Source organism: Peptoniphilus sp. HMSC062D09, from assembly GCF_001811425.1.
In the GTDB taxonomy this organism is placed as follows: domain Bacteria; phylum Bacillota; class Clostridia; order Tissierellales; family Peptoniphilaceae; genus Peptoniphilus_A.
The window spans coordinates 1-15134 of record NZ_KV804685.1 but is presented as its reverse complement, the minus strand read 5'-3'; the positions used below and the strand labels follow the sequence as shown (position 1 = coordinate 15134).

Annotated in this window: 13 protein-coding genes; 2 read left to right on the top strand and 11 right to left on the bottom strand. The window is 34.2% G+C overall.

All coding sequences use genetic code 11. From position 1 onward, the window contains the following. Window positions 1-3: 3 nt before the first annotated feature. The 9 genes from HMPREF2801_RS00325 to HMPREF2801_RS00285 all read right to left on the bottom strand — a co-directional run bounded on the left by HMPREF2801_RS00325 (window position 4) and on the right by HMPREF2801_RS00285 (window position 11255). A complete protein-coding gene (locus tag HMPREF2801_RS00325) occupies window positions 4-675 on the bottom strand; it encodes a prepilin peptidase (protein ID WP_246829948.1) in 672 nt (223 codons plus the stop codon). 49 nt (window positions 676-724) lie between these two features. Further along, the gene (locus HMPREF2801_RS00320) at window positions 725-1108 is read right to left on the bottom strand and encodes a prepilin-type N-terminal cleavage/methylation domain-containing protein (RefSeq protein ID WP_070609924.1); all 384 of its coding nucleotides are present in this window, start codon (window positions 1106-1108) and stop codon (window positions 725-727) included. A gap of 9 nt (window positions 1109-1117) precedes the next feature. Then, entirely contained in the window at window positions 1118-2287 is a 1170-nt protein-coding gene (locus HMPREF2801_RS00315; protein ID WP_070609922.1) for a type II secretion system F family protein, read from the bottom strand. Continuing rightward, the gene (locus HMPREF2801_RS00310) at window positions 2284-3726 is read right to left on the bottom strand and encodes a GspE/PulE family protein (RefSeq protein ID WP_070609921.1); all 1443 of its coding nucleotides are present in this window, start codon (window positions 3724-3726) and stop codon (window positions 2284-2286) included. Before HMPREF2801_RS00310 ends, HMPREF2801_RS00315 begins: the two co-directional genes overlap by 4 nt. Beyond that, window positions 3719-5800, bottom strand: coding sequence for a type I DNA topoisomerase (gene topA / locus HMPREF2801_RS00305; protein WP_070609919.1), 2082 nt, complete (start codon window positions 5798-5800; stop codon window positions 3719-3721). The genes HMPREF2801_RS00310 and topA overlap by 8 nt, the downstream gene beginning before the upstream one ends. 25 nt (window positions 5801-5825) lie before the next feature. Next, window positions 5826-6905 (bottom strand): DNA-processing protein DprA, encoded by a 1080-nt coding sequence (dprA, locus tag HMPREF2801_RS00300; protein ID WP_070609917.1) that lies wholly within the window; start codon window positions 6903-6905, stop codon window positions 5826-5828. After that, complete coding sequence (locus HMPREF2801_RS00295) at window positions 6906-8426, bottom strand: YifB family Mg chelatase-like AAA ATPase (RefSeq protein WP_070609915.1); 1521 nt, start codon at window positions 8424-8426, stop codon at window positions 6906-6908. A gap of 127 nt (window positions 8427-8553) precedes the next feature. Further along, complete coding sequence (locus HMPREF2801_RS00290; RefSeq protein ID WP_070609913.1) at window positions 8554-9801, bottom strand: aminopeptidase; 1248 nt, start codon at window positions 9799-9801, stop codon at window positions 8554-8556. A gap of 110 nt (window positions 9802-9911) precedes the next feature. Continuing rightward, window positions 9912-11255, bottom strand: a complete 1344-nt coding sequence (locus HMPREF2801_RS00285) for an oxaloacetate decarboxylase subunit alpha (RefSeq protein ID WP_070609911.1) — start codon at window positions 11253-11255, stop codon at window positions 9912-9914. A gap of 222 nt (window positions 11256-11477) precedes the next feature. On the opposite strand from HMPREF2801_RS00285, the gene rpsD reads away from it, so the two are divergent. Continuing rightward, window positions 11478-12074 carry a 30S ribosomal protein S4 gene (rpsD, locus tag HMPREF2801_RS00280; RefSeq protein WP_019124738.1) on the top strand — a complete coding sequence of 199 codons (597 nt, stop codon included), beginning with the start codon at window positions 11478-11480 and terminating at the stop codon, window positions 12072-12074. A gap of 106 nt (window positions 12075-12180) precedes the next feature. Here rpsD and HMPREF2801_RS00275 read toward each other — a convergent pair whose 3' ends face one another. After that, window positions 12181-13485 carry a sodium-dependent transporter gene (locus tag HMPREF2801_RS00275; protein ID WP_070609909.1) on the bottom strand — a complete coding sequence of 435 codons (1305 nt, stop codon included), beginning with the start codon at window positions 13483-13485 and terminating at the stop codon, window positions 12181-12183. A 146-nt stretch (window positions 13486-13631) separates the two neighbouring features. Here HMPREF2801_RS00275 and HMPREF2801_RS00270 point away from each other — a divergent pair, with 146 nt between their 5' ends. Beyond that, on the top strand, window positions 13632-13889 hold the full coding sequence (locus HMPREF2801_RS00270) for a putative signal transducing protein (protein WP_019124740.1): 258 nt from the start codon (window positions 13632-13634) through the stop codon (window positions 13887-13889). A 94-nt stretch (window positions 13890-13983) separates the two neighbouring features. Here HMPREF2801_RS00270 and HMPREF2801_RS00265 read toward each other — a convergent pair whose 3' ends face one another. Next, on the bottom strand, window positions 13984-15054 hold the full coding sequence (locus HMPREF2801_RS00265) for an alpha/beta fold hydrolase (protein WP_070609907.1): 1071 nt from the start codon (window positions 15052-15054) through the stop codon (window positions 13984-13986). Between the last annotated feature and the right edge of the window lie 80 nt (window positions 15055-15134).

The window sequence follows — 15134 nt, the reverse complement described above, 5'->3', positions numbered from 1 at the left end:
AGTTCACCTGTACAATATGAAAATAATAATTGCTATGCTAATAAAGGGTCCAAAGGCAATTGAATCTTTAAAATTCTTCTTCTTTAAGGAAATTAAAATTATAGAAAAAATTGCTGCAATTACAAAGGCATCTTTAAATATAACAAAGGCATCTAATAAATTATTTGCAAAAATTCCCATGACAAAGGCATAGAGCACATCTCCGAGGCCCATCATGCCTGTAAATTTGTATAAGATATAAAAAATCAGACCCATGCCCAGGGAAAATTTTAGTGAGTTAAAAATACTTTCTCCTTGAGATAATTTAAAAATTATTGTAAAAATTAAAATTATAAAAAGGTCTAGGTTATAGATAAACCCAGTCTTGTAATCTATTATTCCTATAAAAGTTGCCACTGTAATTATTCCAATGACTAAAAAACTTTGGATGGACAAGTCATATTTTAAAAAAGCAAAGACTGAGAGGATAGAAATAAAAATTTCTGCCAAAAATTTGTCTGATCCTATTTTTTCTCCACAAGTTTTGCACTTTCCTCCGAGAAAAATATAAGAAAAGACTGGTATTAATTCATAAAACTTTAAATTCCTATGGCAGGAGTCGCAGTGACTTCTCCCCCATAAAAAATTTTCATTTTTTTCTCTTCTGCTGACGAAGACACCATAGAAGGATGCCAAAGATCCTCCCAGCATAAAAATCAAAAAGCCTATAAAAATTTTATAAATCTTAATTTCCATTATCTTCAACTAAAGATTTTCCTGAAACTTTTAACATTCCTGGTGTAACTTCCACATCGCCGTCGTCAGTTGAAGTTACTGTAAAATCACTTGCACCACTAAAGTGTTTTGCAGGTTTAGGAATTTTTCCTCCTTCAAGATAAGGAGCCAACTTGTCTACACTTATTGTTCCCTTTTCATCAGGATTGTCAATTAAATATAAAATCCCTGCACTCTTTAAAACTTTAACATTAGAATTGTGGGCAGCTGCCTCAGCTGCTAGGTTCGTCGTGCTGTACTTCATAGCTGCAATGGAAATTAAAATTGCAATAATGGCAATTACAATAACTAATTCAATAAGGGTAAAGCCCCTTTGTCTCTTTTTTAATTTCATAAAAACCTCCTAAAATTGATTTACCATATCGAAAACTGGAAGTGCAATTGAAAGCACTATAAAGCCAATTATTAAAGCCATAATTATTATTAAAATCGGGCCCAAGACTCCCAAAAATCTCTTGTTGTAGTTATTTAATTCCTCGTCATAAAAAGAAGACATTATTGAAAAGACTTCCTTTAGGTTTGACGATTCTTCGCCAACGCGAATCATGGAAACTAAAATTTTTGGAAATACATTTATTTTATTTATGCTTATATAAAAGGAGTCTCCCGACTTAATATCCCTTAAAACTTCTAAAAATTTACTCTTTAAAACCACATTGTCTTCCATACTTGAAATTATTTCCAGACTCTTATCAACTGTGAGGCCTGCCCCAAGGAGTAGGTCCATGTTAAAAGTAAATTTCAAACTTTTAGTCATCTTGTAATACTTTGATTTCAAGAGTATCTTGTGAAAAGTCCTTGGATTTTTTCTGTGGTAAATAGAAATAATGGCTATCACAAGAAGTATTGCTAAAATTATGAAAATATAATTTTTATAGATAAAGTTAGAAAAATTTATCAAGATTCTTGTTGGCAATGGCAGCAAATTGTCATTGGAAGCAAAAATTTCACTAAAACTTGGAATTACATTTATAATTAAAAAATTAATTACAAAAATTGAAGTGATGAGGAGAATTATTGGATAAGCTAGGGCCTCAATGATTTTTGAGTTTGTCTCCCTCTTTTTTATGTAATAGTTTGACAGGGAGTTAAAAATTTTGCCAAGGCTAGATGTGTTTTCTCCAACAAAGACCATATTTATAACAAGGTTTGGAAAGGCACGAGTCTTTTTCATGGATTCGGACAGAGAAATCCCGCTCCTGAGATTATCTCTCACCTGGCTTAATATTTTGCCCTTGTCCTTAGGAAATTCCGTACTTAAAATTTCAAAGGCACTTTCTATATTTATGCCAGAATTTATAAGTAGGCTGAGTTCTCTAAACAAAATATACAAATCTTCATTTTTAAATTTTCTATTAAAATCAAAGGAATTAGAGGACTCAATATTTTCTTCAATCTTTATTGGTCTTAGTCCCTCTCTCTTTAATTTTTCCTTGGCATCTTTAATGCTTGTGGCTTCAAGCTTGCCCTTTACTTTTTCGCTGCCCTTAAAGGCCTTATACTTGTAAATCATAATTCACCAACGGTATGAATATTCTTATAGTACTCCTCAAAAGTGGTCTCGCCCTTTTCTATTAAGTTTAAAATTTCATTAGATAAAGTCTTCATTCCTCTTTCAATGGCAAAGTTCTTTATGTTTTTTACGCTCTCTCTTCTCGTAATCATGTCGCGTATTTCGCTATTTACAATCATAATTTCAAATACTGCAATTCTTCCACTGTAACCCCCATTGCACTTGTCACAGCCTTTGGCTCTATAAATAAACTCCCTATCTATTAGTGGGTTTGTGTTTTTAATTTTTTCCCTACAATGAGGACATAATTTTCTTATAAGCCTTTGAGAAATTACTCCAATCAAGCCAGCAGAAATTAAATAGGGTTCGATTCCCATGTCAATTAGTCTTCCTATTGATGCAGGTGAAGATTCTGTATGTAGAGTTGATAAAACTAAGTGCCCAGTAATAGAAGATGAAATGGCAATGTGGGCTGTGTCTTCATTTCTAATTTCACCAATCATAATCTTATCTGGGTCCATTCTCAAAATTGCCTTTAATCCCTTTTCAAAGGAAAGACCAGTGTTGGGATTTACTTCAATTTGATTAATGCCGTCAATTTTATATTCAATTGGATCTTCAATGGTCATAATATTTATGTCGTCACTTTGAATTTTTCTTAAAAGTGTATAAAGAGTTGAAGTCTTGCCTGAAGAAGTTGGTCCACAAATAAGAATTAAGCCAGATGGTTGGCTAATTAAACTCATGACTTTTTCATAATTTTCACCCACAAGACCTATGCCCTCTGGAGTGTAGGAAATTCTTTGAATGTCTAAAATTCTAAGGACAATTTTTTCGCCAGTTCCAGTGGGCGTAGTAGCAACTCTTATGTCAATTTTGTCGCCATTAAAATCAAAGCTAAATCTTCCATCTTGAGGAAGTCTCTTTTCAGAAATATCCAGTTCAGATAAAATTTTTATTCTGGTCACAAGTTGAGGATAAATATTTTTTGGAAGCTCAATTAATTTATTTAGAGCTCCGTCAATTCTTATTCTCACAATAACCTTTTGAAAGCCAGGCTCTATGTGGATGTCGCTGGCATTTTTCACGATACTTTCCCTTAAAATGTAGTCTAAAAGTCTAACTGCTGGTGAGTCTTCCCTTTCGCCCTTTTCACTAATTAATAATTCCCCATAATTTGTGTCTATGTCATCTAAGAGAAAATCATTTTCCTCATCCTTATAAATTTTATCTAATTCTTCTAAAATTTTTTCTTTAGAAGCTTTTTCTAAGATTACTTTTTTCTCTAATCTATCCTCGAGATTATATTTTAAAATCTCATCAATATGTAAAGAGTAGAAGACCACGCTGTCGTCTTCTTCTCTAGCAGGAGCTATAAAATTCTTTCGGCAATAATTTTCGCCGAAAATATCTCTCATTTCAAAAGAAAATTTATTCACTTTCCTCTCTCCTGTAATCGCATTTGTCGTTGCTACACTTTATAATTTTTTTGCCTTTTGACTTCATTTCTGTCAAAATGCTTTCGCACTTTGGGCATTTTTCATTAATTGGCTTGTTCCAAGAAACAAATTCGCACTTAGGATAGGAGTCGCAGCCGTAAAAAATTCTGCCCTTTTTACTTCTCTTGACGACAATTTCTCCCTTGCCACACTTTGGACATTTTACGCCAATTTTTTCTACAAGAGGCTTTGTATTTCTACATTCTGGAAAACCTGGACAAGCTAAAAACTTTCCATATCTTCCCATTTTTATAACCATGTTTCTGCCACACTTGTCGCAGATGACATCAGTAACTGGATCTTCTATTTGAACCTTTTCTATATTTTCATAGGCCTTGTCCAAATCTTTCTTGAGGTCTCCATAAAAAGCTCTCACAAGTTCCTTCCATGGTTTTTTGCCTGCAGCAATTTCATCTAATTCAAATTCCATTTGGGCAGTAAATTTTTTGTCAACTAAGTTGTCAAAATTTTCCACTAAAATTTCATTTACAGTTTGTCCCAGTTCAGTTGGAACAAATTTTTTCTCTTCAAGAACTACATAGTACCTGCTTTGAAGAGTTGAAATAGTTGGTGCATAAGTGGAAGGCCTTCCAACGCCCAAGGCTTCAAGCTCTTTAATAAGTGAAGCTTCGTTGTATCTTGGAGGTGGATTTGTAAAGTGTTGTTCCTTATTTATTTCCTTTAATTTTAAAATTTGTCCCTCTTTAAGAGGTGGAAGTTCAGTATTTTTTTCATTTGAATAATCATAAACTCTTAAAAATCCATCAAAGGCTAGCATGGAGCCTGAAACTCTAAAAAGTTCAGTCTTAGATATTATGTCAGCAGAAATTGTGTCATAAATTGCATCTGCCATAAGAGATGCCACAAATCTATTCCATATAAGTGAGTAGAGCTTGAACTCATCTCTTGAAAGTGAATCCTTTATTGAATGTGGAGTTCTTGTAACATCTGTTGGTCTAATGGATTCGTGAGCATCTTGCACGCCTTCATTTTTCTTTTTGCTGGCTGCTTTTTTCTTTCCTATAAAATTTTTGCCGTAACTTTTTTCTATAAAATTGAGGCAGGCATTTTGCGCTTCAGCAGAAATTCTTGTAGAGTCAGTTCTCATATAGGTGATAAGACCCACAGAGCCTACCTTTGGAAGTTTTATGCCTTCGTAAAGACTTTGAGCAACCATCATAGTCTTCTTTGTTGAAAAATTTATTCTCCTTGAAGCTTCTTGTTGCATAGTTGAAGTTGTAAAAGGTAAAGGAGACTTTCTAGCTCTCTTGCCTTTTTTAACAGAATCAACAAGAAATTTATCTCTGTCAATATTATTTAAAACCTCATCAGCGTCTGCCTCTGACTTTAGTTCAACTTTTTTTGCCTTGCCCTTTTCCTTTACGCCATAATAATCGGCTAAAAGTTTTCGCCTTCCTGCACGGAGATCTGCTTGGATAGTCCAATACTCTTCAGGGATAAAATTATTTATCTCTTCTTCTCTGTCGCAAATTAATTTTAAGACAGCAGATTGAACACGACCAGCAGAAAGACCAGACTTAACTTTTTTCCATAAAAGTGGAGAAATTTTGTAGCCAGCAAGCCTATCTAGCTCACGCCTGGCTTGTTGTGCATCTACAAGGTCCATATCAATTGTCCTTGGATTTTTAATTTCTCTCTTAACTGTATCTTTTGTAATTTCGTTAAAAGTAACTCTGTTTTTATCCTCTGGATCCATGCCCAAAATATATGAAAGGTGCCAAGAAATTGCCTCTCCCTCCCTATCGGGGTCGGTTGCAAGAATAATTTTGTCAGCTTTTTTAGCCTCAGCCTTAATCTCGTTTATAAGAGGTCCCTTGCCATATATATTCATATACTGGGGTTCAAAATCTTTTTCTATATCAATGCCAAGTTTTGATTTTGGTAGGTCCCTAACATGACCAACAGAAGCAATTACATTGTAATTAGTGCCAAGCATCTTTTTTATTGTCTTAGCCTTAGTTGGCGACTCCACAATCACAAGATTTTTTGCCAAAATACCATCTCCTTCTTCCTAAAATCTATTTTAAAATTTGAAATTCATTCATAGAAATTCTTTCAATAATTCCCTTAAGTTCCAACTTCGTCAGTATCTTATTTATATAAAATACCTCATTATTTAAATTATTGCAAATATCATTGGTGTTATTTATTCCCTTTTCTATCAAATTGTAGACCAAAAGTTCCTCTCCATTCATTTGAATTTTCTCTTCAGAAACTTTGTTTTTAGAAAGCTCAGGATAATAATCAAAAATATCCTTTACTTCAACAAGAGGAATTGCTCCGTCCCTAATTAATTTGTTAGTCCCCACAGAATAAATTGAAGTGATGTTGCCAGGCACTGCAAAAACTTCCTTGCCCTGTTCGGCAGCAAGTCTTGCTGTAATTAAACTTCCGCTTTTGTCTTTAGCTTCAACTACTACAACGACCTTCGAAAGCCCAGAAATAATTCTATTTCTCATGGGAAAAGTAAACTTATTTGCACCAGTCCCAAGGGGAAACTCACTTATGATGGCGCCCTTATTTGAAATTTCTTCATAGAGTGCCTTGTTTGACTTAGGATAAATTACATCAATGCCCGTTCCCAAAACTGCAATTGTGTTTAAATTATTAAAAAGAGCCCTCTTGTGGGAAAGAGAATCAATTCCATAGGCCATGCCACTGACAATAGTAAAGTCAAAGGAACTTATGGCGTCAATTATTTTATTTACAGCCATATTGCCATAGGAAGAGTGACTCCTGGCCCCAACAAAGGCAATGGGATTGTAAATATTTAAGTCGCCTTTGACATACAAGAGAGAAGGCGGGTCCTCAATGTATCTAAGGGACTCTGGGTAGTCATCATCTAAAATCGTAAGGATTTTAACTCCAATTGAAGTGATTTTTTCATTGATCTTTTCAATTATAAGTTGAAAATCTCCTGCCTTTTCCATCAACCTGTCGTAACTTCTCTTTGACAAGATATTTTCTTCCAAATAATCGACCTGAGAAAAGTCTTCAAGGGGAATATTTTTGTCCAAAAGATAATTTAAAATTTTAAGGGAGTTTTCACTGGAAAAATTTATTCCATTTAAAAAAATTAGTAAGTCTCTTTCCTTCATTTAATTACCCCAAAACTTTTTGTCCATAGTCCTGTATTGAATACTTTCCAATACATGATCTTCTTTAATATTTTCGCAGCCATCCATATCTGCAATAGTCCTTGCGATTTTTAAAATTTTATTGTAAGTTCTTGCGCTCATGCCATATTTTCTAAAGGCAAGCTCCAATATTTTTTCAGAATTCGAATCAAGAGCACAATATTTTTTTAATTTTTTCTCAGGAATTTCTGAATTGTATTTAAAAATTTCATCCTTAAATCTATCCTTTTGAACTTCCCTAATGGCTTTTACCCTTTCCCTTATGACTTCAGAGCTTTCCCCAGACCTTTCAGAAGAAATTTCCTTGTAGTTAACTTCAGGCACTTCCAAGTGAATGTCGATTCTATCTAAAAGGGGATGAGAAATTCTTGAAAGATATCTTTGAATTTCATAAGGAGAGCAGTTACATTCGTGAGTCTTCGAATTGTGATAGCCACATGGGCAGGGATTAAGGGCAACTATAAGTTGGAAGTCTGCAGGATACCTTACACTTGCATTGGCACGAGAAATTATTATATCCTTGGATTCCATGGGTTGACGCAAAACTTCTAAGACTGATTTTGAAAATTCTGGCAGCTCGTCTAAAAATAATACTCCCTTATTGGCAAGAGAAATTTCTCCTGGCTTTGGTATTTGCCCTCCGCCAATTAGTGAAACAGCTGATGCTGTGTGATGGGGTGCCCTAAAGGGTGGCTTTGTTATTAGAGCATTGTCGTCTAAGAGTCCTGAAATGGAATAAATTTTTGTCACTTCAATTGCTTCTTCAAAGTCAAGCTCTGGTAGGATTGTTGGAAATCTCTTTGCCGCCATGGTCTTTCCAGAACCAGGTGAGCCTAAAATTAAAATATTTGACTTGGCGCAGGCAGAAATTTCAAGAGCCCTCTTTAAATTTTCCTGTCCCTTAATGTCAGAGAAGTCTACATCATAAGAAACCTTTTCCCTGGTGAAAGATCCCATACATCTTTCGATTTGAATTTCGCCTCTTATAAAAGAAATCACTTCTTCTAAAGTTTTTACGGGATAAATTTCCACATCGCTAACTATGGCACATTCCTTTCGGTTTTCGTAGGGCACAATAAACTTTCTGTAGCCCTTTTCACGCATGGATATTACCATGGGAAGAGCGCCTTGAATTTTATTTACCTTGCCGTCTAGGGCAAGCTCGCCCATATATGTATAGGGACTGTAGTCAAGCTCCAAACTTTCATCGCAGCTCAAAAGGCTCACTGCTATGGCTAGGTCAAGTTGGGTGCCATCCTTTCTTAAATTGGCAGGAGCTAAATTTATGGTAATTCTCTTTTTTGGAAAGTCAAAGCCAGAATTTTTTATAGCCGATTTTACTCTCTCCGTTGATTCTTTAACTGCTGTGTCTGCAAGTCCAACCAGTATAATTTTTGGCATTCCATTTGAAAGGTCAACTTCAACATCTACTGGATAGCCATTAAGTCCAGTCAAGGTGCAAGTTTTTGTACAAGAGTACATAATTCCTCCTCATCTATTTTAAAAATCTCATAATATTATTCTTAATTATATTATAAGAATTTTAATCCCTTTAATCAATCGTTTGCAAAATAAAAAGCCAGACCTAAGTCTGACTTTAAAAAATTTATTAAATTACAAAGTTTCCATCTTTAAAAATTTGGACTTCTTCCCCATTTTCTTTTATGCCAATTATTTCTGTCCTTGCATCGCCAACCATAAAGTCAACATGAGTTAAGGAATCGTTCATGCCTCTTTCTTTTAATTCTTCTATTGTAAGTTTTTCTCCACCTTCTATGCAGGATGGATAGGATTTGCCAAGGGCAAAGTGGCAAGATGCATTTTCATCGTAAAGTGTGTTGTAAAATAAAACTTTCCTCATGGAAATTGGCGTGTTGTGGGACACAAGGGCAACTTCTCCAAGTCTCTTTGAGCCTTCATCAGTTTCAATAATATTTTTTAAATATTCTTTTCCACTTTTTGCATCGTAGTCAATTACTTCCCCATCTTTAAAAACTAAATAGAAGTCTTCAATTAAATTGCCGTTGTAATTTAGGGGCATAGTTGAATAAACTTTTCCATTTACTCCATCTAGTCTTGGGGCAGAAAAAACTTCTTCGCTTGGCATATTGGCAATAAATTCTTCGCCGTCACTATTTACATCGCCTGCTCCTGCAAAGATGTATCCCTTTGGAAGGCAAACTTTTAAGTCAGTTCCCTTTTCGGACTTGTAGTGAAGCTTTTCAAATTTATTTTCGTTTAAGAATTTGCTATATCTATTTAAGTTGTTTACATGGTCTTCAAGTGCCTTTTCTGGGTCATCTTCAAAAAGTCTAACTGAAGAAAAGATTTCGTACCACAATTTTCTCACAGCTTCATCTTCACTTAAGTCAGGAAAAACTTTTGTAGCCCAGGAAGGAATACTGGCTCCCACAACTATCCATGACACATAATTTGCCATCATCTTTGCAGAGAAATCCTTTAGTGCCTTTGATGTTGCAAGATTTGCCTTAAAAAGTTTTTCAGAATCTACGCCCTTAAAGGCATCTGGATCAGACCCTGTTACAGAAAGATACTTAGCCTTCTTTTCCATGTAGTAATTTTCCTTGTCCACCTTGTGCTTAGGCACATCGGTTAAAATTTCCAGGCTTTCATTTTCGTATTTAAGTCTTGAAATTTCTTGGTCCCTATAATCTACAACTACTTCAGAGGCTCCAAGTTCATAGGCTTTTTTTGTTGATGTAAGGGCAAAGTCCCTTGCTTCTATGGGGCATCTTATGACAAGTCTGTCGCCCTCTTTTATTTTTAGTCCAACTTTTAAAATTAATTCTGCGTATTTTTCTATATAATCATTAACTCGAAAATCTTTGTATTCCATTTTATCATCCTTTCCATTTATCTTTTGTTACAAAAAATAATATACAACAAAAATTTTTTATTTGCAAAAAAATACTATTGAAGACATATAATCTTCAATAGTATAAAAATTTATTTGTTATATTTTTTAACTAAGAAGTCCTTTGCAACTTGTGGGAATAGTGCGTAAGTTAGCACATCTTCTTCAGTCCTTGCAAGGTCTCCCACTTCAGCTCTGTATTTATCAAGGGCTGGCTCAAGGTGATTTGCAGGTCTATCTTTAATCACTTCAGCATCGCCTATAATTGATTTTCTAAAAGCATCGTCAACTTCAACAGGAGTCTTTCCATAAAGTCCCTTTAGGTAATCCTTAATTTCATTTGGAACCATCTTGTATCTTGCGCCTGTCATTACATTAAAGGAGGCTTGAGTACCAACCATTTGACTCATTGGAGTAACTAGTGGTGGGAATCCCATGTCTCTTCTAACATTTGGCACTTCTGCAAGAACCTTATCAAAGAGATGCTCTTGCTTTGCAGCAGAAAGTTGTGAGTTTAAGTTTGAAAGCATGCCGCCAGGCACTTGATATATAAGTCCCTTAGGGTCAACAGTAAGCATTTTTACTCTCAAAGTTCCGTCGTTTAAATATTTATTTTTAACTTCTTGGAAGTAAGGTGCAAGTTCATTTAAAATATCAAGATTCAAATCAACTTTATAACCAGCTTCCTTTAAGATTATGGCAAGAGTTTCAGTTGGAGGTTGACTTGTTCCACCAGAAAATGGTGAAAGAGCAGTGTCTAAAATATCTGCGCCTTCCTCAACTCCCTTGAGGTAAGTCATTGAACCGCAGCCAGTGGTTTCGTGAGTGTGAAGTTCTATTGGAATGTCTACAGCCTTTCTAAGAGACCTAACTAAATCTCTTGAAACAGGTGGAGTAAGAATTCCTGCCATGTCCTTTATAGCAATTGAATCTGCGCCCATATCCTGAACTTTTTTTGCAAGATCAGTAAAGTATTCGATTGTGTGAACTTCTGAAGTTGTGTAGCAAATTGCAACTTGTGCTTCTGCTCCAGCTTTTTTTGCAGCTCTAAGTGAAGTTTCAATGTTTCTTAAATCATTTAGGGCATCAAAAATTCTAATTATGTCAACTCCGTTTTTAACAGATAATTCGACGAACTTTTCTACCACATCGTCTGGATAATTTTTGTAGCCCAAAAGGTTTTGACCTCTCAAAAGCATTTGAGTCTTTGTGTTTTTAAGGTGAGACTTAATATTTCTAATCCTTTCCCATGGATCTTCATTTAAGAATCTAATACATGAGTCAAAAGTTGCACCGCCCCAACACTCGAGAGCCCTGTATCCAACTTTGTCAAGCTTATCAAGTGCAGGTTCCATATCTTTATAAGTCATTCGTGTTGCCATAAGTGATTGGTGAGCATCACGAAGAATTGTATCCACAAATCCAATTTTTCTCATAAATCCTCCTAATTATTAATTAAAAGATAATTTTAATGTTTTTAGTATAACATAATTTATTAAAAAAAATTCATCAAATAAATACTTCCTAAACAAATTATAACTGTTGGACTGTAAAAATTTCTCCTTTTAAATTTTTTCCTTTACAAAGCTTGCTATTTCTAGTATAATGCTATCGGCTTATAAATTATCGCGGCGAAAATTTATAGGAGTTTGATAAAAATGGCAAAAATGATGGATCCAAAGTTCAAGCAATCAAGAAGACTTGGACTAAATGTATGCGGTCACCCAAAGGCTATGAAAAGAGCTACAAGAGGTACTGCAAGAAGCGATAAAAAACTTACTGAATATGGTAAGCAACTTTTAGAAAAACAAAGATTAAGAGCATACTACGGTGTACTTGAAAGACAATTTGTTAATCTATTCAAAGAAGCTCAAAGGACACCAGGTCAAACTGGTCCTAACCTTGTAACATTCCTTGAAAGAAGACTTGACAGTTTATGTTACAGAATGGGCTATGCATCTTCAATTAGACAAGCAAGACAAATGGTTACTCATGGTCACTTAACTGTAAATGGAAAGAAAGTTAATATTCCTTCTTACAGATGTGAAGCTGGCGATGTAATTGCATTATCTGCTAAAGGAAGAAAAGTTGATCTATTTAAAGAAAATTACAACACTAATATTGTTGTAAACTATCCTTACATTTCTAAGGACGAAGACTTTAAGGCAACTTTAGTTTCTCTACCAAATAGAGAAGATGTTCCAATAGAAATTGAAGACCAATTAATCGTTGAATTCTATTCAAAGAACATGTAATGAAAGAAAAAGAGACCCAGATGGGTCTTTTTTCTTGCCTATTTTTAATTACATATTAAAAAAATCGCTTGGCTTTTAAAACCAGGCGATTTTTATTTTCTACAAACTATTTTATAAATTGACTAAAGAATATTATCACAATTACGATTGGTGAAATATATTTTATACTTACATTCATCCATGTTCTTACAAAAGGACTTTTAATGTTTGCTGCTTCTAGCAAATTTTCCATCTTCCAAGCTCTGGCAGAGAAAAGTGCAATTAATAGACATCCTATTACTAAGATGTAATTACTTTCTACATTGTCAATAAAGGCAAAGGCTGGATCATAGAAAATAGATAAAGCTGCAATTGCAATTATTATTATGCTTGCAAGCATAAGAGCTTTTATTCTTTCAAGTTTAAATCTTTCCATAAATTGTCCTACTATTGCTTCTAATACTCCAACTGATGATGTAAAGGCTGCAATGTAAAATCCAAAGTAAAATAAAACTGAAAGGATTCTGCCAAAAGGCACAACATTAAAGGCAAGTGGAAGAGTCAAGAATGTAAGTCCAACGCCTTCTCCTGGTGTAAGCCCTGTTGCAAATACAATTGGAAGAATCATAAGTCCAGATAAAATTCCTGCAAAGACAAGGGCAAGGCAAATTACTGATGAATCCTTAAAGATGTTTTCATCTTTTTCCTTGATGTAGGAACCAAAAACCATGGAGCCAAGCATAGCTAGTCCAAGGGCAAAGAAGGCTTGACCTAGACAAGTTATTATTGAATTCATGGAGAATTTAGAAGGGTCTGGTTTAAATAAAAATGCAAGTCCCTCCTTGGCACCAGGAAGTCTAAGTCCAAAAATAATTATTACAATCATAATTACAAATAAGATTGGAATTAAAATTTTTGATACTCTTTCTATTCCCTTTTGAACTCCTAAAATAATTACTGCATCATTGAGCAAAAAGTTAATTAAGAAAAATAAAAATACCATTGGCTTATTGGCATTAAAAGTATCAAAATAATTTTGTATTCCCTCGCTTGTAAGTCCTACGAAATCTCCGCTAATAGCTCCTGCAATGTATTTTATTATCCAGGCATATATAAGTGAAGTATAACCTACAATAATAACTGCTGCTAGAGTATGAAGATAGCCTGCTAAATACCACTTAGTACCAGGTTTTAAAGTCTTGTAGGCATCTATTGCCGCATTCCCCGTTGCATAACCAATTGTGACTTCACAAGTCATAAGAGGAATGCCTATTACTAAAATAATTAAAATATATAAAAATATAAAAATTGCTCCACCGTTTTCGCCAACTACATAGGGGAATCTCCAAAGAGTTCCTATTCCAAGGGCAAGGCCAATGGCAACCATAATAAATCCAAGGATTGATGAAAATCCTTCATTTTGTTTTGACATACGCTCCTCCTTTTTTTTTATATAATAGAAATAGTATCATAAAATTTGTTTTTTTTAAATAGATAAAAGTCCTAAAGTGTTTTTCCCAGCTAAATTTTTTAATTTATTTTTCTTCAATTAAGGGTATAATTTTAGCAGGTGATAATATGAATAAAGACATTGAATATGTAAAACTTGTTACTTCAACTAATAAACTTTTATTTGATGAAATCTGTGCCTTCCTAGAGGACAATTCCATCCCATATTTTGTTAAAGACGAAGGCGATTATATGAGGCTAATCTCTGGTTTTTCTCTTTACGAAAAGGGCATCTATGTCTCTGAAGATGACTTTGACAAGGCCAATGAACTCTTAGTTTATTTTATGAATGACAACGACGACACAGAAGATCTAAATTTTGATTAATAATTTTTGTTTAAAACTTTTCATGAAAATAAATAAAAGCTGATGCAGATTTTTTTTGCGTCAGCTTTTTTTGTCTTATAAAAATTTTTTCTATTCAGTTGTCAAAAAAGTCCACAAGGTCTTTAAATACCTTGTCCCTGTCCTCTTCTCTAAAAATTTCATGCTTCATATTTTCATAAAGCTTTGCTTGAATATTCTTGTAGCCAACTTTTTTTAGGGCATCAATTGAACTTTCAAAGCCACTTTCTCCGCCGATTACCACGTCATCCTTACCAGCAAGGAATAAAATTTGAAGACTTGGATTCTTGCACTTAAAGTTTTTTAAATTGTTGAGTTCCCTTACACCTTCAAAGACTGCAAGATAGCCGCGATTTTTAAAAACTTTTGGCATTAGGGGATCTCTCTTTGCATCATCAATGTTATCTTGGCTGTAACTTAACCAGTCCCAATTTAATTTATCGCCAGTGTATAATTTTTTTAGGATAAAAACTGTTCTCTCTTCACCAAAATAAAAATTTATAAAATTTCCAATAAAAATTGCAAGGGAAACTTCTGGAATATAATTTGGTGGACCAGACAAGACTAGCTTATCAATTAAATCATCTGCCTCTTCAAGATAAATTCTTCCAAAAACTGTGCCAAGGGAATGTCCCACTAAATAAATTTCTTTGTCTGGAAACTTCTCTTTAAGAGCCCTTGTAATTGCAACATTATCGTCAACAACTTTTTCAACACCGTCAATGTAGCCGAAGGTGTACTTGTCAGAAAGAGATGCCCCGTGACCTCTGTTGTCAGATATAAAGACGCTGTAATTATTTTCATTTAAAAATTTAATTAGATGAAAATACCTTTCCTTGTGCTCCAAGGCTCCGTGAATAATTTGCACAAGAGCCTTGGGATTTTCCACTGGGAAAAATGCAGCACTAAGAATAAAATCATCATAGGACTTAACCTTAAGGCTCTTGCAGTTTGGAAGCTCATAAAAGTCTTTTACATTTCCAAATTTTTGACGGTTTTGTCTTTGGTCACTGACCTCTTCATCTTTAAAAATTAAATCACATTTTAAATTCACGCCTTCATTTTGACTTAAATTGTTTGACTTTCTGTAATGAATTTGCGGAAGCAAAAGAATTATTAAAATAAGTAAAATAATAAAATAAACCATTTAACACCTCAATCTAATTATAGCAAAAGAAAAATAAAAATCTTCCCTTTAAATCATAACCACCGGCTAAGCCGGTGGTT

What these genes read in the sequence shown, in the direction of transcription:
- HMPREF2801_RS00320 (WP_070609924.1), bottom strand. Translation starts at nt 1,108, where the DNA reads ATGAAATTAAAAAAGAGACAAAGGGGCTTTACCCTTATTGAATTAGTT.
- HMPREF2801_RS00315 (WP_070609922.1), bottom strand. Translation starts at nt 2,287, where the DNA reads ATGATTTACAAGTATAAGGCCTTTAAGGGCAGCGAAAAAGTAAAGGGC.
- dprA (WP_070609917.1), bottom strand. Translation starts at nt 6,905, where the DNA reads ATGAAGGAAAGAGACTTACTAATTTTTTTAAATGGAATAAATTTTTCC.
- HMPREF2801_RS00295 (WP_070609915.1), bottom strand. Translation starts at nt 8,426, where the DNA reads ATGTACTCTTGTACAAAAACTTGCACCTTGACTGGACTTAATGGCTAT.
- HMPREF2801_RS00290 (WP_070609913.1), bottom strand. Translation starts at nt 9,801, where the DNA reads ATGGAATACAAAGATTTTCGAGTTAATGATTATATAGAAAAATACGCA.
- HMPREF2801_RS00285 (WP_070609911.1), bottom strand. Translation starts at nt 11,255, where the DNA reads ATGAGAAAAATTGGATTTGTGGATACAATTCTTCGTGATGCTCACCAA.
- rpsD (WP_019124738.1), top strand. Translation starts at nt 11,478, where the DNA reads ATGGCAAAAATGATGGATCCAAAGTTCAAGCAATCAAGAAGACTTGGA.
- HMPREF2801_RS00275 (WP_070609909.1), bottom strand. Translation starts at nt 13,485, where the DNA reads ATGTCAAAACAAAATGAAGGATTTTCATCAATCCTTGGATTTATTATG.
- HMPREF2801_RS00270 (WP_019124740.1), top strand. Translation starts at nt 13,632, where the DNA reads ATGAATAAAGACATTGAATATGTAAAACTTGTTACTTCAACTAATAAA.
- HMPREF2801_RS00265 (WP_070609907.1), bottom strand. Translation starts at nt 15,054, where the DNA reads ATGGTTTATTTTATTATTTTACTTATTTTAATAATTCTTTTGCTTCCG.